The following is a 21,422-nucleotide window of genomic DNA, read 5'->3' as shown; positions in this document are numbered from 1 at the left end:
TTCCCGAATCGCCTTGTAACAAGGCCCGAGCGGGGAGTTGAGATCTGTCTGTCGTCGCTGGATCGACATCATCACTGTGAACGTGCCCGAGGAGAAGACGTGGATTCCCGATTGAATGCTTTTCTTGAACGTGCCGAGTCGGTTCTGGCGCGGATCGAACCCTTGCTGCCGGCGCCGCGTCCGCTGATCGACTGGGGCACTTGCCTGGCGGCGCGCTGGCAACGTGACGGGCGCAGTGGGTATCTGCTGCCGCTGGAAGTCAGCCTCGACATGCGCCTGTCCGACCTGATCGGTGTCGACCGGCAACTGGAGCAACTGGGGCGTAACACCCAACAGTTTCTCGATGGCATGCCGGCCAACCACGCGCTGCTGTGGGGCTCGCGCGGTACCGGCAAATCCTCGCTGGTGCGCGCGTTGTTGGCCGAGCACGCCGACGCCGGCCTGCGTTTGATCGAGATCGAGCGCGATCATCTGGCGGATCTGCCGCGCGTGGTCGAGCAGATTGGCAAACTGCCGCAGCGCTTTGTGCTGTTCTGTGATGACCTGTCGTTCGAATCCGGCGAAGGCGATTATCGCGTACTGAAAAGCGTGCTCGACGGCTCGCTCGAACAAGCCCCGGACAACGTCTTGCTGTACGCCACCTCCAACCGTCGCCATCTGGTGCCGGAGAAGGAAAGCGACAACGAAAACTGGAAGCGCGTCGACGGCGAACTGCACCCCAGCGAAGCGGTGGAAGACAAGATCGCGCTGTCGGATCGCTTTGGCCTGTGGCTGTCGTTCTATCCATTTACCCAGGAACACTTTCTCAACGTCGTCGAACACTGGATCGGCCAGTTGGCGGCCAAGGCCGGACTGAGCTGGCAGCGTGACGAAGCGCTGGACATTCTCGCTGTGCGCTGGGCAACCGGGCGCGGCAATCGCAACGGACGTTGCGCGTACCAATTCGCCCGTTACTGGGTGGGACTGAAATTGCTGGAGCACAAGGCATGATTGATTTGCAACAAAGCGGCCAGGGCCTCGAAGGCTATGGCCTGTTGGCCGCGCAACTGGAGTCGCTGCTGGCGGACGAGCGCGATTTCATCGCCAACGCCGCGCAGTTTTCGGCGTTCCTGTTCAACCAGCTCGATGACCTGAACTGGGCTGGCTTTTACCTCAATCGCAACGAAGAACTGGTGCTTGGCCCGTTCCAGGGCCAGATCGCCTGCGTGCGCATTCCGTTCGGGCGTGGCGTATGCGGCGCGGCGGCGGCCAGCCTGCAGACCCAGCGTGTCGAAGACGTGCATGCCTTCCCCGGGCACATCGCCTGCGACAGCGCCTCGAACAGCGAGCTGGTGGTGCCACTGGTCAAGGACGGTCGACTGATCGGCGTGCTCGATCTCGACAGCCCGAAACTGGCGCGTTTCGGCGTGGACGATCAGGCCGGTATCGAGCATCTGGCGGCCATTTTCCTGCGTCTGACCGACTGCTGATCAGGCGCTCAGGCCAGCCTTGCGCAACAGGCTGGCCGGTTCCACCGCATCGATCTGCCGTGGGTCGAGAAACCGCGCGGCGTACTGCATGTACACCCCGTCGTTGATGAACAGCCCGAACAATTCGGCATCGATGTGCGCCTCGCGGCACATGGTGGCCATGATCCCCAACGCCTCGCTCAGGGATTTGGCCTTCTTGTAGGGGCGGTCAGCCGCGGTCAGTGCTTCGAAAATATCGGCAATCGCCATCATCCTTGCCGGCAGGCTCATCTCCTCGCGCTTCAGGCGTTTGGGGTAACCGCTGCCGTCCATTTTTTCGTGATGCCCGCCGGCAATTTCCGCGACGCTGTCCAGGTGCCCGGGGAAGGGCAGGTGGCTGAGCATCAGAATCGTCTGCACCATGTGGTGATTGATGATGTAGCGCTCTTCGCGGGTCAGCGTGCCGCGGGCAATGCTCAGGTTGTAGAGTTCGCCGCGGTTGTATTTGTAGCGCGGCACATCCAGTTTGAACCCCCACGGATTGTCCTCCGGAATCAGTTCGCTGTCGGCGCGTTCGATCAGGTGTTCGGGTCTGTCCGCCAGCAGCGGTTCGCTGACCGGCAGCGTCGGCGCCGGCGTGCGCGTCTGCCGGCGGTTCTCCTCCCAGGATACGCCGAGACGATCATCGAGGGTGCGCGTCCAGCGGCGTTCGGCAATGCGCTCAAGGCGTTGCAGATCGGCTGGCGCCATGGCCTCACCGCCAAGATTGCAGCGGGCGACAAACGCAAAGTCGTCGTCCAGCTCCGTCAGCGTGGTCTCTCGTCGCTCTCTCAGTTGTGCCTCGTCACCGCCCAAGGCCAGCGCCTGCCAGTAGCTGATCCAGGCGTCGCGCTTGAGCACTTCGAAGCGTGTGCGGATTTCGTGGATGCGGTCGTTGAGGGTTTCCAGTTTGGTGGCCTTGTCGACGACATACTCCGGCGTGGTGACCTTGCCGCAGTCATGCAGCCAGGCGGCGATGTGCAGGGCTTCCCATTCGTCTTCGTTTGGCTGATAGCCGCGAAACGCCGGGGCCTGACTGGCGGCAGCGGCCTGCGCGAGCATCAGCGTCAGTTCCGGGACACGTTGGCAGTGACCACCGGTATACGGACTCTTGGCGTCGATCGCACCGGCCAGCAACTGGATGAACGCATCGAGCAACTGCTTCTGCTTCGCCTGCAGGCGCTGGCTTTCGATGCTGACCGCTGCAGCGCCGGAGACCGCTTGCAGAAAGGCGATGCGGTCCGGGCGCAGTTTCTCCAGGTCCTGGGCGCTGCCGCTGTCATTGATCAGCAGAATCAACAGACCGATGGTCTCGTTGTGCCGATTGCGCAGGCGAATGCCGATCAGATGAATGCGCGGCGACTGCATTGCCAGCAGCACTTTCTGCAAGTCGCCGGCCTGGTCGAAGCCAAGGCTGGTCACCACGTTGTCAGCATTGCTCAGTTGCTGGAACCACGCCGGCCCCTGACCCGCCAGAAGCTCGCCGCCCAACACATTGAACGCACCCGGTTCCTGGGAGACGCCGTCGATCACCAGCCCATAAGGTTCCATCCGGTTGCCATCGCTTTCGCGCAAATAGATCAAGCCTGCCTGGGCCTGGGCGATCCGCACCGTTTCAAACAGCACCCGTTGCAGCAGGGGGGCGAAGCGGGTTTCGGCGCACAGGCTGTCGGTGATGCGGAAGAAACTGGCGAGCGTGTCCTTCATCCGCGCCATCGACAGGCTCAACTGGTCCACCTCCAGCACCGGCGAGCGACGGGTGACCGGAAAGTTGAAGTCGAAACTGCGAATCGCGTCGGCTTCCTTGACCAGCGCGTGCAGCGGCTTGACCAGAATCCGCGATATCAGCCAACCCAGCGGCAGGCACAACAGCAACGTCGCAAGGGTGATCAGCGCGCCTTGCCAGCGCATGCGGTAGGCGTCGGCGAGCAACTCGTTTTCCGGCACCAGCAGGGCCATCTGCAGTCCTTTCGGCCCGCCTTCCTGCAGATGGGTGCGGGCGACGATCCAGTGACGGCCATCGACGTCCAGCCGTTTGCCCTGATGCGCGGTGGACAGCAGCGCGTGCAGACCAGGGCTCAGGTCGGCGGCCTTGGCCAGGCGGGCGCTGCTGTCGTCGACAATCAACCGGCTGCTGTCCGGATAGGCCACGGCATTGCCATCGGCGTCGAACAGCACGATTTCGGTGGAAGGGGTGACTACATGTTTGATCAGAGTGGCCGACAGCGCGGCCAGGGTCAGGTCAGCGCCGATTACCGTCGTTTCGCTGCTGCGTCGGGCCAGGGTGGTGCCGACGTTGTGCGTGGAGAAAAACACATAGGGTTCGGTGGTGATCTGATCGCCCTGCGCCAGCGCGTTGCGGTACCAGTTGCGGGTGCGCGGGTCGTAGCGATCGTCGGGGTTGTCCTGGCGTCCGACCGGGTTCAGCGACTCATCGAAGAACAACGACTGTGAGGACGCAGTGCCACTGGCCGCGTGTTCGATGCTCCAGACCTGATAGGCCGCTGCCGGAGGCGCCTTGAGCAGGGTCTTCAGGGCGCTGGTGCGCAAGGGGCGCACCATGAAAAAGTCGCCGTTGCCGTACCCCAGATACAGTGACGCGAGGTTGGTGTTGTCCTTGAGCGACTGGCTGAACGGCTTGAGCAGTGCCAGACGCTGTTGCAGATTTGCAGCCTCGGCCGCCTGGTTGACCGACAGCAGGCTCAGCAGATGCCGGATCGGTTCGTAGGTGGCCTGCAGGTCCAGGCGCACGTCCTGTTCGATGCGATTGAACAGGTTTTCGCTGCTCGACAGGATGATCCGGGTGGTCTGGCGATAATTGAACAGTCCCAATACGACGCCGGTCAGCAACAGCAGAAAGGTGAACATGACGCTGATGTGCACGTGCAGAGGAAATCGGCGTTGATCCGGGCGCAGTGGGCTGGGCATTGCTGACTCTCCATTGAAGTAAACACACTGCTCAGCGCCAAAGCATAGTTAAGGCTCGGTCATTGTGCTTTTTTCAAGCGAGTCCATTTGTTGCTGCAAGGCCTGCTCCAGTTCGACCATGGCGGTGTCCGTGGCCTGAATGCAGCGCACGATCGTGGGCAAAGGCGAGCCGGGTGTGCAGGCTTGTTCGAGTGCCTCGCAGTGGGCTATCAGGCGCGACGCCTGAGCGATCCGGGCTGCGCCCTTGATCTTGTGCGCCATCATCGCCAGCGCCTCACGATCATTATGCGGGGCCAGGTCCAGCAATTCGTGTCGATCAAGGCGGCTGCTCTTGAGCAACTCCGCGAGCAGGCGTCGGGTCTGAAGCGGGTTGCCGCCCGTCAACTGATTCAGCCCGAGGGCATTGTAGGCAGGCTCGGGTGCCACGGGTTGCAAGCCGTTGACCCACTGGCTCAGCGCGCTGAGGCTCAAGGGTTTGAACAGGCAGTCATCCATCCCGGCCTGTTTGCAGCGTTGTACTTCCTCAGGCTGCGCGTTGGCCGTGAAGCCCAGCACCGTGCACGGCGCGCGCCCCGTGCGTTGCTCGTGCTGGCGGATGGCGGCGGTCAGCTCATAGCCGTTCATCAGCGGCATGTTGCAGTCAGCGATGACCAGGTCGAATTCGCCGGCCTGCCACTGTTCGAAGCCGCTGCGCCCCTCTTCGGCCAGGCTGAAGCGATGCCCGAGAAACTCCAGTTGCTGGCACATCAGCAAGCGATTGGCCGGGTGATCATCGACCACCAGGATGTTCAGCGGTGTAAAGGACGTACGAACCGGCGGCTCGGCTTTCACCGGGGTGGCTTTGCAGGGCAGGGTTTGCAGGGGCAGCGACAGGCAGACCTGGGTGCCGATGCCGGGCTGGCTGCTCAATTGCAACTGGCCACCCATCATTTCGCAAAGGTTACGGCAGATGACCAGCCCCAGACCCGCGCCGCTGCGGGCCTGCTGACGGCCATTTTCGGCCTGGGCGAAGGGTTCGAACAGACGCTGTTGATCTTCGATACAGATCCCGACGCCGGTGTCCTGGATCGTCAACTGAATGAGCGAACACTTGCCCGGGCCGTTGGGCTGCACATCCAGCGTCACCCGCACTTGCCCGCACTCGGTGAATTTGATCGCGTTGCTGATGAGGTTGGAGAGGATTTGCTTGAAGCGTAACGGATCCAGTTCGACATCGACCTGGAGTCCGGGGGGATTGACGGACAAGGCCAGGGCAAGGTTTTTCTGGCGGGCCAGGCCGTCGAAGATCCTCACCACCGATGCCACCGTCTCCACCAGATTGACCCGCTCCGGACTCAGGCTCAGGCGCCCGGACTCGATTCGGGCGATATCGAGGATGTCACCGATCAAGCCCAGCAGGTCCTTGGCCGAGCAGTAGGCCGTTTCGATCGATGCGCGGTCCGGGTGTTGCGCGGCCATGCGCTCGAGCGTCAATTCGAGCATGCCGATGACGGCGTTCATCGGCGTACGGATTTCGTGGCTCATGGTGGCCAGGAAGGTGCTTTTGGCGCGGTTGGCTTTGTCCGCCTGTTCCTTGGCCATGCGCAATTCATCGAACAGTTGGCGGCGCTCGCTGATGTCGATCCAGCCGCCGATGATCCCTTGTACATCGCCGCTGGAATCGCGGTACGGCAGGATCCAGTGGTAGATCGTCAGCCGCCGGCCGCCAATGTGCAATGGACGGTCCAGCACCAGCGGCGTGCCTTCGGCCATGACCCGCTGGTAGTCCGCCTGAAACGCTTGTGCTTCGAAGGCATTGCTCAGAGTGCCCTGCATGACGCTTTTGCCGATCACATCTTCGCGCTTGGCGTTGAAGGCTTCGAGGTAGCTGTCGTTGCAGCTGTGCAGCAGGCCTCGGCGGTCACGCACATAAATCGGGTGCGGCGTGCCATTGACCAGTGAACGCATGAACTCGAACTGATCGTTCAAGGCGCGCTCGGCCGCCTGGCGCTGCTTGATCTGCCGACGCATGTAGGCATTCCACAGCAGTGACAGCACGAGCAACAGACACGCTGCGCCGATCAGTTGATAGAACAGGCGCTGGTAGTGATGCCAGTTGCCTTGCGCGGCGTTGGAAAAACCACGCCAGCGACTGTTGATGACCCCCAGCTTCTCGGGCGTGATGCTCAGCAGCGCCTTGTCGAGGATCGACGCCAATTCGGTGTTGTCGCGGGCGGTGGCCAGCGAAAAAGCCGCCTGGCGGGTGCCCAGGGTGGTGGTGATCTGCAACTGATGCTCGAAGATCCGCGACGCAATCAGGTAGTTGGCGATTACCAGCGAGGCGACGGCGCCATCGACCTTGCCTTCGGCGAGCAAGGTCGCAGCACCGAACGTATCGGAGGTTTCAGTCAGGTGAATATTGGGGAACTGGCGGCGCAGATAATCGGTCATGGGATTGCCTTGGGCGATTGCCAGGTATCGGCCCTTGAGCTGAGTGGGGTGCGTCGGGCTGTCGGCGGACTTGCGTGTCAGCAGGACATAGGAGTTTTCCAGGTAGGGCCGACTGAACAGCAGGGACTGTTCCCGCTCGGGACTGGGCAACAGCGCGGCGATGAGGTCGGCCCGATGCTGCTTGATCTGCTCGATCATGTCGCCGTCGCTGCGGCTGCGCACCAGTTCGAAACGCATGCCGGTACGCAGGCGCAGCAATTCGAGCAAGTCTGCGGTGATGCCCCGCAGATTGCCGTCGCTGTCGAAGAATGTCAGCGGGGCGAACGCCTCATTGACGACGACACGCAGCACCGGATGTTGCTTGAGCCACTGCTCTTCATGGTGAGTCAGTTGCAGCTTCTGGTCGGTCAGCAGGATGTCGCTGCCGGCGCTCCAGCGCTTGGCGATGCTGTCCCGTTCACTGGCCGGGACGGCCTGCAGCGCGGTGTTGATGACTGCAAGGAGTTGCGGATTGTCCGCGCGGACGGCAAAACTGAAACCGTGGGCTTCCTGTTTGCCGAAATTGGCCATGCGAATGTTGTTCAGATAGCCCTTGTTGATCATGTAGTGAGTGGAAATGGTGTCGCCCAGAAACACGTCGGCCTGATCGAAAGCCACCGCGTTGATTGCATTCTGATAGGACGGGTAAGACGTCAGGATGGCTTTGGGGTACATCGCCTTGACTTCACTCTGCGGCAGGTAGTGATAAACCATGCTCAGCCGCAGTCCGGCCAGGCCTTCGGTGAGTGTGCGGGTTTCGCCTTCGCGGGTGACCAATACCGGTTGATCGATCGCGTAGGGAGCAGACAGCGCGACGTTTGCGGTGCTCGCCTCGAAACCGTTGGCGGTGCCGAGCATATCGACCTGTCCGGCGACCAGCGCTCGTAGAGCAGCGTCCCTTGAGGCAAAGCGTTTGACCCGGATCGGCAGATCGACGGCCTGACCGACGAGGCCGGCGTAATCGGCGGTGAAACCTTCGTAATCGCGCCCGCTGGCGGTCATGTCGAACGGTGGATAATCCGGTGCGGAAGTGCCCAGGACCAGTTCGCTGCGACTCTGCAACCAACGGCGTTGCGCCGGTTCCAGAGATACGGAGAGCGCCTCCTGGCTCGAACGGCTGCGCAGCACGTAGTCTTGCGCCGGCACGAGGTCGGCATGGACCTGAGTCGTCAGGCACAGGCTTGCGCACAATCCAGCGAGATAGATCTTTAAACAACTGGGCATTGGGCTCTCACACTAGCGCGTTGCGTTTGGCCATCTCGATAAGTTCCACCAGGGATCTGGCCTTGAGTTTCTGCATCAGGCGTTTCTTGTAGGTGCTGACGGTCTTGTTGCTGAGAAACATGCCTTTGGCGATTTCCTTGTTGGTGCGACCTTGGGCAAATAACTGCAGAACCATAAGTTCGCGGTCATTGACGGATTTGAACAGTTCCAGTTCGGCATAGCGCACATCGTCGCTGCGTACGGGATTCAATGCCTGGCTGGGGAAATAGTTGTAACCGGAAAGTACAGCCTTGATCGCGCTGACCAGTTCGCTCAAGTCTTCTTCCTTGCAGACATAACCGGATGCACCGGACTGCATGCAGCGAATACCGAACAGGGTCGGGCATTGTGCCGTCAGCACCAGGGTCTTGAGCGGGGTGCCCATGGCGTTGAAGCGGGCGAGGACTTCGAGCCCGTCGAGTTTGGGGATGCTGATATCGAGGATGATCAGGTCGGGCATGCATTCGCGGACCATCTGCATGGCATCGACCCCGTTATCGGTTTCGCCGACGACCTTGTAACCTTCATGTTCGAGCAGCATTCGAACGGCAAGTCGGATGACGGGGTGATCATCGACAATAAAAACGGAGTTCATAATCAAATCCCATACGTGCGCGAATAAAGCGCGCACCTTAGCTCAGATAAATGAGCGGCCGTATGAACTCACAGCGCTTTAGCAGCAATATAGGATAAGTCCTACACACTTAAAGGATTTCGACTACGATCAAGCTCTTTGTCGCGTAAGGAAGTGTTGGAGTTATTTGTTTAACTGAATGTTTAAGTTGCATGGTGATTGTTGAATAAACAGCGTTTTCCTGAGTTGTTTCGCGGTCAAACGGCTTACGTTTCGATCCTGGCAACGATGGGTTACAGCATCAGCGGTTTAACGGATAAACCGCTCAACCGGGCAGGGGCGCTGACCGGTTGAAAGGTGTGCGATCAATGACTGGAGCGACCGGTCATTTCCAGCGCCATGTCACTGGCGTAGCTGTCGGTCATCCCGGCAATGAAGTCGATCATGCGCAGAAAGGACGCGTGCAGCGGTCCGTGGGGATCGGGCGCATTGTTGCCCAGCAGGTCGAGGATGCGCCGGCTCTTGAACGACGGCGTGCGACCACCGTGTTGCTCCAGCGCGGCGCCGCAGAACGCGTTGAGGAGAATTTCCAGGGTGGTGTAGGCGCCGATTTCATGCAGCGTCTTGCGCTTGTCCTGGAAGATCTTCTTGCGGGCGATGTCCTTGGCGTTGAGCACGCAACGTTTGGCCGGACCATGCATGTGCTCGACGAGGTCACCGTGCAGGGTGCCGGCCAGCAGTGCGTCCTGCTGCTCGACGAACGCCCGGGCGGCGGCATTGGTCAGGTGTTCGATGGCCTTGCCGCGCAGGATCGCCAGTTTGCGTCGGCGCGAATCCTGCGGGCCGAGCTGGCGATAAGTCTCCGGCAGGTCATCACCGACCAGGCCGAGCAGCAGCGATTCGACTTCCGCGTACTCCAGCAACTCCATTTCCAGGCCATCTTCAAGGTCGATCAGCGCATAGCAGATGTCGTCGGCAGCCTCCATCAGATACACCAATGGATGACGCGCCCAGCGCTGGTCTTCCAACTGCGGCAGGCCGAGCTTGTGGGCGATCTGCTCCAGCAGCGGCAGTTCGCTCTGATAGCAGCCGAACTTGTGTTTCTTGTAGCCCAGCGAGTCAGCATGACGCGCGGTCCACGGGTATTTCAGATAGGTGCCAAGGGTGGCGTAAGTCAGGCGGGTGCCACCGTCGAACTGATGGTATTCAAGCTGAGTCAGCACCCGGAAACCTTGCGCGTTGCCCTCGAAATTGAGGAAGTCCCCGCGTTCGGCTTCGCTCATTGCGTCGAGCCAGCCGCGCCCGGCCGCTTGCTGGAACCAGTGACGAATCGCGTCCTCACCGGAATGGCCGAAGGGCGGATTGCCGATGTCGTGGGCCAGGCAGGCCGACTGCACCACCATGCCCAGGTCGCTCGGTTCGCACCAGTCGGGCAGGGCGTTGCGCAGGGTTTCACCGACACGCATGCCCAGCGAACGGCCCACGCAACTGACTTCCAGCGAGTGGGTCAGGCGGGTGTGGATGTGGTCGTTACTGGAGACCGGATGCACTTGGGTCTTGCGTCCCAGACGCCGGAAGGCGCCGGAGAAGATGATGCGGTCATGGTCTTTGTGGAACGGGCTGCGGCCCAGCTCTTGCGGGCTGTGCAGCGGTTTTCCAAGGCGTTCGCGGTTGAGCAGGGTCTGCCAATCCAAGGCTGGTTCTCTCCGTCGGTGACTGGGATGACTGTGGCCCTAGCTTCCCGGTTCGAGCCTGCACCTGCAAGCGGAACTACAGGCCTGCAGCATCGATATCGATCAGCAGCAGGCGTTCGCCGTTGTCAAAGAACTGGCCGGCAGTCAGGCAATACTGATTGCTGGTGGCATCGCGATAGGTATTGGACAGGGTCAGGCGTCGCTCTTCCCAGCCTTCGGCCAGCAAATGATAGAAGTACGGACGCCATGACCAGTTGTGCCCCAGGTAACGGTTGTCGGCAACCCAGCCGCTCTGGCGCCACTCAAGGTTCGGCGTCAGTTGCGTGCCGTGGCGGTCGCATTGGTAGAACCGCAGCAGCCACGGATAGTCGGTCAGTTGGGGCAGCGCACTGAGCGGCGCGTGGCTCTGCGCCCAGGTCTGGAGGATCGCCATCAGTTCCGCGAGTTGCTGGCGCATCTGCATCAGGCGCCCGCGTTCGGCCAGCTTCTGTCGCACGTAACGCTGGCGCAGTTCGGCGAAACGCTGCACGAAGGCATCCGTTGCATAGAACGCCTCCTGCGCCCGGGCGAACAGAAAGCCCTGCACATAACGCGATCCGCATTCGAGGGCGAAATTCAGCTGAGCCTCGGTTTCCACGCCTTCGGCAATGATCCAGCAGCCGGTCTTCTCGGCCATTTGCGCGAGTGCCTTGACCACGTCACTGCTCGGCCCGCCCAGTGCCGCCGCCTGAAACAGGCGCATGTCGAGTTTGAGAATGTCCGGCTGCAAGGCCAGCACCCGGTCGAGCTGCGAATAACCGGCGCCGAAATCGTCGATGGCGATGCGTGCACCGGCGTCGCGATAGCGGGCGACCACGTCGGCCAGGCGCTGGCTGTTGCCGCCCAGTTCGGTGATTTCGAAGACGATGCGTTGCGGATCGACCCCGTGGCGCCGCATCTGTTTGAAGCTGGGCAGCGGCTGATCCGCGCGCAGGCGACTGATCCAGCGCGGCGACATGTTCAGGCTGAGAAACCACTCGGCGGGGGCTTCATGCAAACGGCTCAAGGCATTGTCGCGAATCTGCCGGTCGAGGCGCCGCAGGGCGATGGCGGGTATGCGCGGGTTGGCGAACAATGGCCCGACCGAGGTCAGTTGACCGTCCGACTGGCGCAGGCGACCCAATGCTTCGACGCCTGCAATACGTCCGGTGGCGGTATCGATGAAAGGCTGAAAGCAGGCGAGCGGTTGCCCGTCGATCACGGGGCCTCCTTAGTCGTTCTTGTTCTGGATGAACCCGCCGACCGGGTAGGCGCGCGGTATTGGACCTCCGGATAAGGACGTCCATCCCGCGGGTATTGCAAGAATGCAGCCAGATGTTACGGGCTCAGCGTTTGCTTGAGCTCAGCATCACCAGTTTGATCAGCGGCCCGAGACTGGTGCCCAGACGTATCAGCCGGGTCAGCCCACCGACGCCACCGCTTTTCGCGCCTTTGCCGGTGATAAAGCCCAGCAGCGTGACGGCGGCCACGCCCCACAGTGGCGCGTGCTTGATGCCGAAACCGCCTTGCAGGTTTTGCGTCATGCCGCGCATGCGCTGCAAGGGTTGCAGCACTTGCCCGGCTTCATGGCGGATTTCCTGGCGATGCATTTCCATGCGCAGGCGGATCAGCGCCTTGCGCATTTCCCGGCGTGAGCCGTTGTGTGGCAGTTCAGGCAGGCTCATGGCAACAGGCGCTCCCGATCGTTGGCCAATTCTTCCAGGGTGCCGTGGAAGGGTGAGGATTCATCGAAGATCGCGGCCTTGAGGCGCAGTGCGCAAAAGATCGCCGCCAGGGTGTAGAACACACACAGGCCGATGATCCCGGCCAAGCGATAGGTGTCCCACAGCAGGATCAATACCAAAGCTGACAGGCCGACCAGCAACAGCAACGCGAACACCAAAGCCAGCCCTGCGAACAGCAGCAGGCTGACGGTGCGTGACTTTTGCTCCTGCAGCTCGATGCCGAACAGCTCGACATGGCTGTGCAGCAAGCCAAGAACGGCGGCGCCCAGACGCCGCGTGGAGGAGGATGTGCCCGACCCCAGGCCGGATTCGCCGGTCGACATGATCAGCGCCGAGTGGCCAGCAGGCCAATCAGGAAACCCACCCCGGCGGCGATGCCTACCGACTGCCATGGGTTGGCCGACACGTAGTCTTCGGTGGCGGTGACGGCGGCCTGGCCGCGATCGCGCAGGGTGTCTTCGGTCTGCTTCAGGGTTTCGCGGGCGCGCAGCAGGCTGTCATGGATCTGGTCGCGCAGCTCATCGGCCTGATCGCCTGCCAGAGTCGCGGTGTGCTCGAGCAAGCGCTCAGTGTCGGCGACCAGAGTCTGGAAGTCGTTCATCAGGATTTCTTGAGCAGTCTTTGCCTTGATGCTGGCCATGGGTGGATCTCCGTAAGTGGCGTTTGAAGCGTTCGAGTATGAGCCTTGCGCGAAGGTTCAGTACAAATGACTGGTACAGCTTTTGCTATGTCGTGGTGCGTTCTGCGTCCGCCGTGCGCTGTTGGCGGGCGTACAGGCTGCAAAACCTTAACTCAAATAATCCGGGTTCGTGTCAGACATCGACCTTGTGCGCCAAAGCGGGTCATCGCAGCTCCAGTGCGATGCCTGGCGTGGCACAGCTTGGTGCGTGAATGGTCGGCGCGAACCGCTTTGGTGCCTTTTTAGCCTTCAGGTCTGCCTCTTTATGGAAAATCTGCAAAGCGCTGTGGACACGCTGGTTCACAGCTCCAACACGTTGTTCATTCTGATCGGTGCGGTGATGGTGCTGGCGATGCACGCCGGTTTCGCCTTCCTCGAAGTCGGCACGGTGCGCCAGAAAAACCAGGTCAACGCCCTGTCGAAGATCCTCAGCGACTTCGCAGTCTCGACCCTCGCCTATTTCTTTATAGGCTATTGGATCTCCTACGGGGTGACCTTCATGCAACCGGCGGCGGTGCTGAGTGCCGATCACGGTTATGGTCTGGTGAAGTTTTTCTTTTTGCTGACCTTCGCCGCAGCGATTCCGGCGATCATTTCCGGCGGCATCGCCGAACGCGCGCGGTTCGTTCCGCAACTCTGCGCCACGGCGCTGATCGTGGCGTTCATTTACCCGTTTTTCGAAGGCATGATCTGGAACGGCAACTACGGTCTGCAAGCCTGGCTGACGGCGCGGTTCGGGGCGGCGTTCCATGATTTCGCCGGTTCGGTGGTGGTTCACGCCATGGGCGGCTGGCTGGCGCTGGCCGCCGTGCTGTTGCTCGGTCCGCGCAACGGCCGTTATCGCGACGGGCGGCTGGTGGCATTCGCGCCGTCGAGCATTCCGTTTCTGGCGCTGGGTTCGTGGATTCTGATTGTCGGCTGGTTCGGCTTCAACGTGATGAGCGCGCAAACCTTGCAGGGCGTCAGCGGCCTGGTTGCGGTCAACTCGTTGATGGCGATGGTCGGCGGCACCGTGGCGGCGCTGATTGTCGGGCGCAATGACCCGGGCTTTCTGCACAACGGCCCACTGGCCGGGCTGGTGGCGATCTGCGCCGGTTCCGACCTGATGCATCCGGTCGGCGCGTTAGTCACCGGAGCAATTGCCGGTGCGCTGTTTGTCTGGTGCTTTACCGCGGCGCAGGTCAAATGGCGTATCGACGATGTGCTGGGGGTCTGGCCGTTGCACGGATTGTGCGGGGTGTGGGGCGGCATCGCCTGCGGCATTTTCGGCCAGAGCGCGCTCGGCGGCCTGGGGGGTGTCAGCCTGATCAGCCAGTTGATCGGCACCGCTCTCGGTGTGGTGGTCGCGCTGATCGGCGGATTCGCCGTCTACGGTTTGATCAAGGCGTTGCATGGTCTGCGCCTGAGCCAGGAACAGGAGTATTACGGCGCCGACCTGTCGCTGCACAAGATCGGCGCGGTGAGTCAGGACTAAGTTTCCTTGTCGTCGGTGCCGGGGTAAAAACCGTGCAACAGGCGATAGCGGTTGATGCGCACCTGATCGACGTTCTCTTGCACCTGATGGGCTGGCAGACCGAGCATGATCAGTGCGTGAGAGGCGAGCATCAGGCTCGACTCCAATAGCTCCGGCACCACTTCGGTGGCGCCGGCGGCTTTGAGTTCGGCCCATTGGCTGTCGTCGCGAGTGCGCACCAGAATCGGGATCTGCGCATTGAGCCTGCGGGCCTCCTTGAGGATTCGCAGGCTGATGTCGCTCTGGTCCACGGCGATCACCAGCAGCCGGGCGCGCAACAGGCCGACGGCAGTCAACAGATCGCCGCGCGACGAGTCGCCGTAATGCACCTCGCTTTCGCCGGACGCGGCTTCCTGCACCCGCACCGGATCGTTGTCCAACGCGATATAAGGCTGATGGGCGTTGCGCATGAAGCGACCGATGGACTGGCCGACACGGCCGTAGCCACAGATCACCACGTGTTTATTCAAACCGGCGTTGAGCGCACTGATCTCTTCGATTTGCGCTTCCTGGTTCGGCTTGCGGTGCAGGCGCAATGCAATTTTCGGTGCCGCGCGCAGCAACAACGGGGTCAGCAGCATCGAGCAGAACGTTGCCGCCAGCAACAGGGCGCCCAATTCGGCAGGCAGCATCTTGTTCTGCTGCATCTGTGCCATCAGGGCAAAGCAGAACTCACCACCCTGGGCCAGGGCCAGGCCGCTGCGCCAGGCGGTTTCGTGATCGCTGCCGCGCCACTTCACCAGCAGCGCCACGACCGTGCCTTTGATCAGCATCAGGCCGAGGGTCAGGCCGAGAATCAACAGGCTGTGGCTGACGAACAGTTGCAGGTCGATCAGCATGCCGATGCTGACGAAAAACACCCCGAGCAGAATGTCGCGAAAGGGCCGGATGTCGGCCTCGATCTGATGACGATAATGGCTCTCGCCCAGCAGCATGCCGGCCAGAAAAGCGCCAAGGGCAGGGGACAGGCCCAACAGGTGCGTCAACCATGCGGTCAGCAGCACAATCACCAGCGCCAGCAGTACGAACAATTCCGCCGAGCGCGATGCAGCCACTTCATGGAACAGCCGTGGCAGCAACCAGCGGCTGGCCAGCAGCAGACCGAAAAACAGCACCACGGTTTTCACCAGCGTCAGCGGCAAGGCCCAATACCAGGCTTGCGCGCTGCTCCCGGCGAACACCGGCACCAGGGTCAGCAACAACACCGCGACCACGTCTTGAAACAGCAAGACCCCGACCGCGTTCTGCCCGTGACTGCTGAACACTTCGCCCAGACTGCTCAACTCCTTGGTGACTATCGCCGTCGACGACAACGACAGCCCGGCGCCGAGTAACAGGGCCGGAGTCACTGGCATGCCCAGCAGGATCAGCACCAGCCCCAGCAGTCCGGTGCTGAGCAAGACTTGCTGGCTGCCCAGACGAAACACCACTTGGCGTAGCGCGATCATTTTCGACAGGGAAAACTCCAGGCCCAGCGAGAACAACAGGAACACCACGCCCAGTTCGGCCACGTCCGGCAGGTGCTCGCTCTCGTTGACCCAGTTGAACGCGGTCGGCCCCACCATCAGGCCCACGCAGAGATAGCCCAGCACCGGCGGCAAGCGCAGACGGCGGAACAGGGCAATCATCACCAGGGATGAGGCGAGGATGATCAGCAGGTTGGCAAACACAAGGCACTCCGATGTCGGGCTCAGGCTTCTCAAGCGTAGAGGCAAAAAGCCCGGGAGCATCGCCTGATTGGCGTTTGGCCGAGCTGATTTGCGTCAGGCTTTTGCTGATTCTTCGCCGTGTTCGGGCCTTTGTGTTGCTGCGGCTCGACGGGTTTTCGAGGCAGGCCTAGAATGAACGCTCATTTTTCCGGTTGATCGATCATGCCTCCTGAATGTCAGTTGTTCGGCACCTTGGGATGCCATCTGTGTGAGTTGGCAGAGGCCGAGTTGATGCCGCTTGTCGAGCATGGGCTGCTGGTGGAACTGGTGGATATTGCCGATGATGAATCCTGGTTCGAGGCTTACAGCCTGCGGATTCCGCTGCTGCGCCGGGTCGATACCGGTGCGGAACTGGGCTGGCCGTTCAATGCCGATCAGGTAGTGGACTTCCTGAGCTGAGCCGTCTGTTCGCTGACGCGCCACGGTTTCCGCTGGTCGTGACGGGCATCGTTCCCTTGGCACTCTGCGGTTTATTCGGTTACTGTATGCGCATACAGTAATTGGATGGGCCTGCTGCTTTGGATGACCTGAGCAGGTGAATCCGGCAGTCAGAGGGACGAACCGTGGTCAATGTCGAACAGTTGAAGAACAGCGTGAACCGGATGTCGGTTGACGTGGTGCGCGAGGCGGTCCTCGAGCTGCGCTTGGACGGGCTGGTCACGGAGGGCAAGACGCCTTTCAACAAACTGCACTTCAACACCTGCTTTGCCGAAATCGAGGCGCTGTTCCAGCGTGCCGGTTATCACAAGCAACTGGACGTGGTCGGTTATCAGGGGTTGTTGTACGCCTTGTATGACCCGGGGCGTTGGGAGGCGGTCGATGTGCTGCGCTGGCTCAAGGAATTCACCGAAGCCGCAGCGCTGAAGGCGATCCCGGCCTGAGGCGGGCAGGGAATCTGCGCTAGGTTCGTATCGCTCGGTGTTGGATAATGCCGGCCTGCATTGAGGGTTCGAATTTCCGTATGTCCACACCAACATTTTCCGCTGCTCAAAATCAGGCCAGCACCCTTTACCTGCCGCCGGGCACCTGGCTGACCGTGCTTGATTGCCTGTGTGAGCATTTCAGGGCGATCAGTCGCGAGCAATGGCTGGACCGGATCGCCCGCGGGCGGGTGCTGGATGGCCAGGGCCAGCCGATTGCGCTTGACCTGCCATACAAGGAAGGCCTGCGCATTCACTACTTCCGTGAAGTGCCGGATGAGAAGCCGATCCCGGTACTCGAGTCGATCCTGTATGCGGACGAACATCTGGTGGTGGCGGACAAGCCGCATTTCCTGCCAGTGACACCGGCCGGCGAGTATGTCGAGCAGACGTTGCTGCGCCGACTGATCCGGCGCCTGGACAACCCGCATCTGGTGCCGCTGCACCGCATCGACCGGCACACGGCAGGGCTGGTGATTTTCTCGGCCAACCCGCAGACCCGTTCGGCTTATCAGTCGTTGTTCCCGACGCGGCAGATCGATAAACGCTATGAAGCGATCGCCCGTGCGCTGCCTGAGCTGGAGTTTCCCCTGGTGCACAAAAGCCGACTGGTCGACGGTGAACCGTTTTTCCGCATGCAGGAAGGGCCGGGTGTCGCCAATACGGAAACGGCGGTGGAAGTGCGGGAAAAGAACGGTGATCTGTGGCGCTACGGCCTGTACCCGGTGACCGGCAAGAAGCATCAGTTGCGGGTGCACATGACCGCGTTGGGGGCCAGCATCTGCAATGACCCGTTTTATCCAGACGTGTTGAAAGACGCTGAGGATGACTACGCCAATCCGTTGAAGCTGCTGGCGCAGGGGCTGCGGTTTGTCGACCCGGTAACGGGTGAAGAGCGTTCATTCGAGAGCCAGATCACCCTGCAGTGGTGATGTCACCCGCTTTTCCGCGCCCATGAAAAAGCCCGCAGCAATGCGGGCTTTTCTGTATCCGGTATCGACCTGAAGCTTACAGCTCTTTAACGGTACGAACCTGATCCTTGTTGAGGCGGGTCTCTTTGCCGTCGAGCTGTTTGAACTCGTAGAAGCCCGAATCTTCGTCGTATTTCGGGGTGTCGACGGCCTGGATTTCGCGACCGTCATTCAAGGTGATCACTGTTGGCGAGGAGCAACCAGCGAGCGTTGCCAGGCCCAGTGCGAGCATGAAAGTGGCGAGGGTCCGTTGAGTCATGAGTGTGTCTCCGAATGGGAATACTTTTGGTTACTGAGCTTGAGACGTATACAAGGCGTGAGAGTTCCTTGAATGCTGTCAGTCTGACACAGTGTTATGCGCATTTAACAGTTCGGGGGTGTTCAGGTTGGCCAGTCGCGGGTCATTGTCCGGGCATTGCAGGGCCGTGGCGTCGAGGTTGCGCATGATCCGGCCGGGGCTGCGCTCACCAGCGTTCCAGGCGGCTTCGAAGGCGGGCAGCAGGGCCACCGGAATCACGCACAGCAGGGGCTCCCAGTGGTCGTCATGACGCAACATTAAAGGTTTTTCAGGAAACCGGGCGGCGGTTTCGCGCATGCCGTGCAGCAGTTCAGCGTCAATGCGCGGTACGTCGCAGGGCAGGACCAGCAGCTGTGGCAAGCGCGCAGCCTTGAGCCCGGCGAGGATCCCGGCCAATGGTCCGGGAAAGTCGCCTTCTTCATCACTCACCAGTTGGTCGGCGAACGCCGCATAACGTTCATGATTGCGGTTGCAGGAGATGATCAGGTCTTCGGTCAGCGGCCGCACCTTGCGCTGCAGATGCGCTATCAGTGGTTCACCCTGCCATTCGATCAGACCCTTGTCCTGGCCGCCCATGCGCTGCCCGCGTCCTCCCGCCAGGAGCAGAATGGAGCAGGGGGGCAATGGCGTATTCGAGGTCATGCGGCTCTCCAGTGGGCGGCGAAAAATTCAGGCGCTGTGATATAACACCGGGCTGTTTCCCCTACAACTGGACGAGCCTAATGAAAGCCAAGGCCGATGTACCTTTTGCACCGCTGAACATTGCGGTGCTGACTGTCAGTGATACCCGAACCCTGGAAACCGACACCTCAGGCCAGGTCTTTGTCGACCGTCTGACCGCTGCCGGTCATCGCCTGGCGGAACGGGTCCTGCTCAAAGATGATCTGTACAAGATCCGTGCGCAAGTGGCCCACTGGATTGCCGAAGACGTGGTGCAGGTCGTGCTGATTACCGGCGGCACCGGTTTCACCGGGCGTGACAGCACGCCGGAAGCCGTGGCGTGCCTGCTCGACAAGCAGGTCGACGGATTTGGTGAATTGTTCCGCCAGATATCGGTGGCGGATATCGGAACATCGACCGTGCAATCGCGGGCGCTCGCCGGTCTGGCCAATGGCACCCTGGTGTGCTGCCTGCCCGGTTCGACCAATGCCGTGCGCACCGGTTGGGACGGCATTCTGGCGGAGCAACTGGATTCGCGGCACCGTCCATGCAACTTCGTAACGCACCTGAAACAGGCGGCGCCTTGTGAATCCCGTGGGTAAGCCGGGCAAGACCGGCAGCCTGATGCCTGTTGAAGATGCACTGGTTCGCCTGCTGGCAATGGCCGATGCCACGCCGATTGTCGAGCACGAGTTCCTGCCGTTGGCTGAGGTCGAGGGGCGGGTGCTGGCCGACGACTTGATCTCGACACTCGACCTGCCGCCCTGGCCAAACAGTGCCATGGATGGTTACGCGCTGAACCTGGCTGACTGGACCGGAGAACCGCTGCCTGTCAGTCAGAAGGTGTTCGCCGGGCAGGCGCCCGAAGCATTGAAGCCCGGCACCTGTGCGCGAATCTTCACTGGTGCGCCTGTGCCTGCCGGAGCGGATTGCGTGCAGATGCAGGAAAACGCCGAGGTTCAGGACGATGGCCGGGTGCGTTTTACCGAAACCATGAGCGTCGGCCAGAACATTCGCCCGCAGGGCCAGGAAACCACCGTCGGTGAGTTGATCCTGCCGGCAGGCACCCGGTTGGGACCGATCGAGCAAGGTTTGGCAGCGTCGTTGGGGTGCGCCGGGTTGAACGTGGTGCGCAAGGTGCGGGTGGCGGTGCTGTCCACCGGGGATGAGCTGGTCGAGCCTGGCCAGGCGTTGGGGCCGGGGCAGATCTACAACAGCAATCGGGTGGTGTTGTGCAGTTGGCTGCAGCGCCTGGGATGCGAAGTGATCGATGCCGGCATTCTCCCGGATAATCTGGAAACTACCCGTGCCCGTCTGGGCGACTTGCAGGATGTCGACCTGATCCTCTCGACGGGCGGCGTCTCGGTTGGCGAAGCGGACTTCCTTGGCATCGCGTTGCGGGAAGAAGGCGAGCTGGCGCTGTGGAAACTGGCCATCAAACCGGGAAAACCGCTGACGTTCGGTCATTTCCGTCACGTGCCGGTCATTGGTCTGCCGGGTAACCCGGCTTCGACGCTGGTGACTTTTGCCTTGCTCACGCGGCCCTACCTGTTGCGCCGTCAGGGTGTGCAGGATGTCGAGCCGCTGAAGTTCACGGTACCGGCAGGTTTCGTCTGGCCGGTGGCCGGTAATCGGCGTGAATATTTGCGGGGCCGACTTGAGCAGGGGCAGGCAATCATCTACCGCAATCAAAGCTCAGGGGTGTTGCGCAGTGCAGCCTGGGCCGATGGATTGGTCGAAGTGAGGGAGGGCCGGACGCTGGTAGAAGGCGATCAAGTCGTCTTCATTCCTCTGAGTGATCTGCTCGGCTGATCCCGTCCAGCCAGTGCAGGCTCGACCCATACAGCGTCGATGCCTGCATTCCCCGATCAATGGCTCATCAGTGTGACCAACTGATCGAACCGGCTGTTGGCAACCCAGCCCAGCAACCCCAAAACAACGGCCATGGCACCTGCCGAATAGGCGAGACGGTGTTTGATGGTTTTGACATCACTGCGGACTTCGTCCATGTCCCGGCGAATGTATTTGAGGTGGGTTTCCAGTTCGGTCACACGCGGTTCCATATCTACATCTCCAGTGCTTCTAGCGCTCTTTTTGAAATCGGGTGTGTGACTGGCGCGGCTTTCATTAAGGGGGGCGACCGGACTGGTTGAAATTCTGGCTTCATGGCTGTGCATGGAAATGTCCGTCAGCTGTTTCAAATGTCAGCTCGCTAACCTTTCCATGATTCAAACAGTTGCCAGCCCCGAGGGTGTATCCACTCATTACCTGCACATCCTTGTGTTGTTAAATCGAAGATTGATGCCACCTGCACACGGTGAATCAATGATCGTGATGGGTCAATTGAGCCGATTCCTCACATGTTGTAAGAAAAAATACCGCTGTGTAGGACGCTGCAGGTCAGACGCTTGAATTAAAAGTGAATCTTGCGGCTTTTTTGCGTGCGTCAGTGGTCAAGATAGTTCATACCGATTCAATCTTGGGGAGTGACCGT

20 protein-coding genes are annotated in these 21,422 nt (G+C 61.0%); 8 read left to right on the top strand and 12 right to left on the bottom strand.

Going from position 1 to position 21,422, the window contains the following annotated elements:
* The first annotated feature begins 99 nt into the window (after positions 1–99).
* Positions 100–990 carry an ATP-binding protein gene (locus J5M57_RS12245; protein WP_064588560.1) on the top strand — a complete coding sequence of 297 codons (891 nt, stop codon included), beginning with the start codon at positions 100–102 and terminating at the stop codon, positions 988–990.
* A complete protein-coding gene (locus J5M57_RS12240; protein ID WP_064588559.1) occupies positions 987–1,469 on the top strand; it encodes a GAF domain-containing protein in 483 nt (160 codons plus the stop codon). The genes J5M57_RS12245 and J5M57_RS12240 overlap by 4 nt, the downstream gene beginning before the upstream one ends.
* Here J5M57_RS12240 and J5M57_RS12235 read toward each other — a convergent pair whose 3' ends face one another.
* The 8 genes from J5M57_RS12235 to J5M57_RS12200 form a co-directional block, all read right to left on the bottom strand.
* Positions 1,470–4,415, bottom strand: coding sequence for an HD domain-containing phosphohydrolase (locus J5M57_RS12235; protein WP_207848132.1), 2,946 nt, complete (start codon positions 4,413–4,415; stop codon positions 1,470–1,472). It lies immediately after the preceding gene.
* A 48-nt stretch (positions 4,416–4,463) separates the two neighbouring features.
* Positions 4,464–8,108: a transporter substrate-binding domain-containing protein gene (locus J5M57_RS12230; RefSeq protein WP_207848133.1), complete on the bottom strand. Its 3,645-nt coding sequence runs from the start codon at positions 8,106–8,108 to the stop codon at positions 4,464–4,466.
* Between the two features lie 7 nt (positions 8,109–8,115).
* Positions 8,116–8,742 carry a response regulator transcription factor gene (locus J5M57_RS12225; protein WP_041069609.1) on the bottom strand — a complete coding sequence of 209 codons (627 nt, stop codon included), beginning with the start codon at positions 8,740–8,742 and terminating at the stop codon, positions 8,116–8,118.
* Between the two features lie 344 nt (positions 8,743–9,086).
* On the bottom strand, positions 9,087–10,415 hold the full coding sequence (locus tag J5M57_RS12220; RefSeq protein WP_207848134.1) for a deoxyguanosinetriphosphate triphosphohydrolase: 1,329 nt from the start codon (positions 10,413–10,415) through the stop codon (positions 9,087–9,089).
* Between the two features lie 76 nt (positions 10,416–10,491).
* Positions 10,492–11,655: an EAL domain-containing protein gene (locus J5M57_RS12215; RefSeq protein ID WP_207848135.1), complete on the bottom strand. Its 1,164-nt coding sequence runs from the start codon at positions 11,653–11,655 to the stop codon at positions 10,492–10,494.
* A gap of 124 nt (positions 11,656–11,779) precedes the next feature.
* The gene (locus tag J5M57_RS12210) at positions 11,780–12,118 is read right to left on the bottom strand and encodes a hypothetical protein (RefSeq protein ID WP_064588518.1); all 339 of its coding nucleotides are present in this window, start codon (positions 12,116–12,118) and stop codon (positions 11,780–11,782) included.
* Complete coding sequence (locus J5M57_RS12205) at positions 12,115–12,501, bottom strand: phage holin family protein (protein ID WP_064588517.1); 387 nt, start codon at positions 12,499–12,501, stop codon at positions 12,115–12,117. The genes J5M57_RS12210 and J5M57_RS12205 overlap by 4 nt, the downstream gene beginning before the upstream one ends.
* 2 nt (positions 12,502–12,503) lie before the next feature.
* The gene (locus J5M57_RS12200; protein ID WP_064588516.1) at positions 12,504–12,818 is read right to left on the bottom strand and encodes a YqjD family protein; all 315 of its coding nucleotides are present in this window, start codon (positions 12,816–12,818) and stop codon (positions 12,504–12,506) included.
* 304 nt (positions 12,819–13,122) lie between these two features.
* On the opposite strand from J5M57_RS12200, the gene J5M57_RS12195 reads away from it, so the two are divergent.
* Positions 13,123–14,331, top strand: a complete 1,209-nt coding sequence (locus J5M57_RS12195) for an ammonium transporter (RefSeq protein WP_102354008.1) — start codon at positions 13,123–13,125, stop codon at positions 14,329–14,331.
* Here the strand turns inward: J5M57_RS12195 and J5M57_RS12190 are convergent.
* Positions 14,328–16,040, bottom strand: a complete 1,713-nt coding sequence (locus tag J5M57_RS12190; RefSeq protein WP_083368328.1) for a monovalent cation:proton antiporter-2 (CPA2) family protein — start codon at positions 16,038–16,040, stop codon at positions 14,328–14,330. The two genes, J5M57_RS12195 and J5M57_RS12190, sit on opposite strands and share 4 nt — an antisense overlap.
* A gap of 201 nt (positions 16,041–16,241) precedes the next feature.
* On the opposite strand from J5M57_RS12190, the gene J5M57_RS12185 reads away from it, so the two are divergent.
* The 3 genes from J5M57_RS12185 (at position 16,242) to J5M57_RS12175 (ending at position 17,931) form a co-directional block, all read left to right on the top strand.
* Positions 16,242–16,478 carry a glutaredoxin family protein gene (locus J5M57_RS12185; protein WP_207848136.1) on the top strand — a complete coding sequence of 79 codons (237 nt, stop codon included), beginning with the start codon at positions 16,242–16,244 and terminating at the stop codon, positions 16,476–16,478.
* Positions 16,479–16,642: 164 nt separating this feature from the next.
* Positions 16,643–16,960 (top strand): hypothetical protein, encoded by a 318-nt coding sequence (locus J5M57_RS12180; protein WP_064588512.1) that lies wholly within the window; start codon positions 16,643–16,645, stop codon positions 16,958–16,960.
* 80 nt (positions 16,961–17,040) lie between these two features.
* The gene (locus J5M57_RS12175) at positions 17,041–17,931 is read left to right on the top strand and encodes a pseudouridine synthase (protein WP_169841990.1); all 891 of its coding nucleotides are present in this window, start codon (positions 17,041–17,043) and stop codon (positions 17,929–17,931) included.
* Between the two features lie 76 nt (positions 17,932–18,007).
* Here J5M57_RS12175 and J5M57_RS12170 read toward each other — a convergent pair whose 3' ends face one another.
* Positions 18,008–18,229 carry a YgdI/YgdR family lipoprotein gene (locus J5M57_RS12170; protein ID WP_064588511.1) on the bottom strand — a complete coding sequence of 74 codons (222 nt, stop codon included), beginning with the start codon at positions 18,227–18,229 and terminating at the stop codon, positions 18,008–18,010.
* A 78-nt stretch (positions 18,230–18,307) separates the two neighbouring features.
* A complete protein-coding gene (gene mobA, locus J5M57_RS12165) occupies positions 18,308–18,910 on the bottom strand; it encodes a molybdenum cofactor guanylyltransferase MobA (RefSeq protein WP_169841989.1) in 603 nt (200 codons plus the stop codon).
* 80 nt (positions 18,911–18,990) lie between these two features.
* Here mobA and moaB point away from each other — a divergent pair, with 80 nt between their 5' ends.
* Complete coding sequence (moaB, locus tag J5M57_RS12160) at positions 18,991–19,530, top strand: molybdenum cofactor biosynthesis protein B (RefSeq protein ID WP_064588509.1); 540 nt, start codon at positions 18,991–18,993, stop codon at positions 19,528–19,530.
* Positions 19,514–20,740: a gephyrin-like molybdotransferase Glp gene (glp, locus tag J5M57_RS12155; RefSeq protein ID WP_207848137.1), complete on the top strand. Its 1,227-nt coding sequence runs from the start codon at positions 19,514–19,516 to the stop codon at positions 20,738–20,740. The genes moaB and glp overlap by 17 nt, the downstream gene beginning before the upstream one ends.
* Positions 20,741–20,796: 56 nt before the next feature.
* Here glp and J5M57_RS12150 read toward each other — a convergent pair whose 3' ends face one another.
* A complete protein-coding gene (locus J5M57_RS12150) occupies positions 20,797–21,105 on the bottom strand; it encodes a hypothetical protein (protein ID WP_169842425.1) in 309 nt (102 codons plus the stop codon).
* Positions 21,106–21,422 lie beyond the last annotated feature (317 nt).

Origin of the sequence: Pseudomonas sp. 86_A, from assembly GCF_017491705.1 — a bacterium.
In the GTDB taxonomy this organism is placed as follows: Bacteria; Pseudomonadota; Gammaproteobacteria; order Pseudomonadales; family Pseudomonadaceae; genus Aquipseudomonas; species Aquipseudomonas koreensis.
The sequence above is the reverse complement of the archived record's forward strand: the minus strand, read 5'-3'. Positions and strand labels throughout refer to the sequence as shown.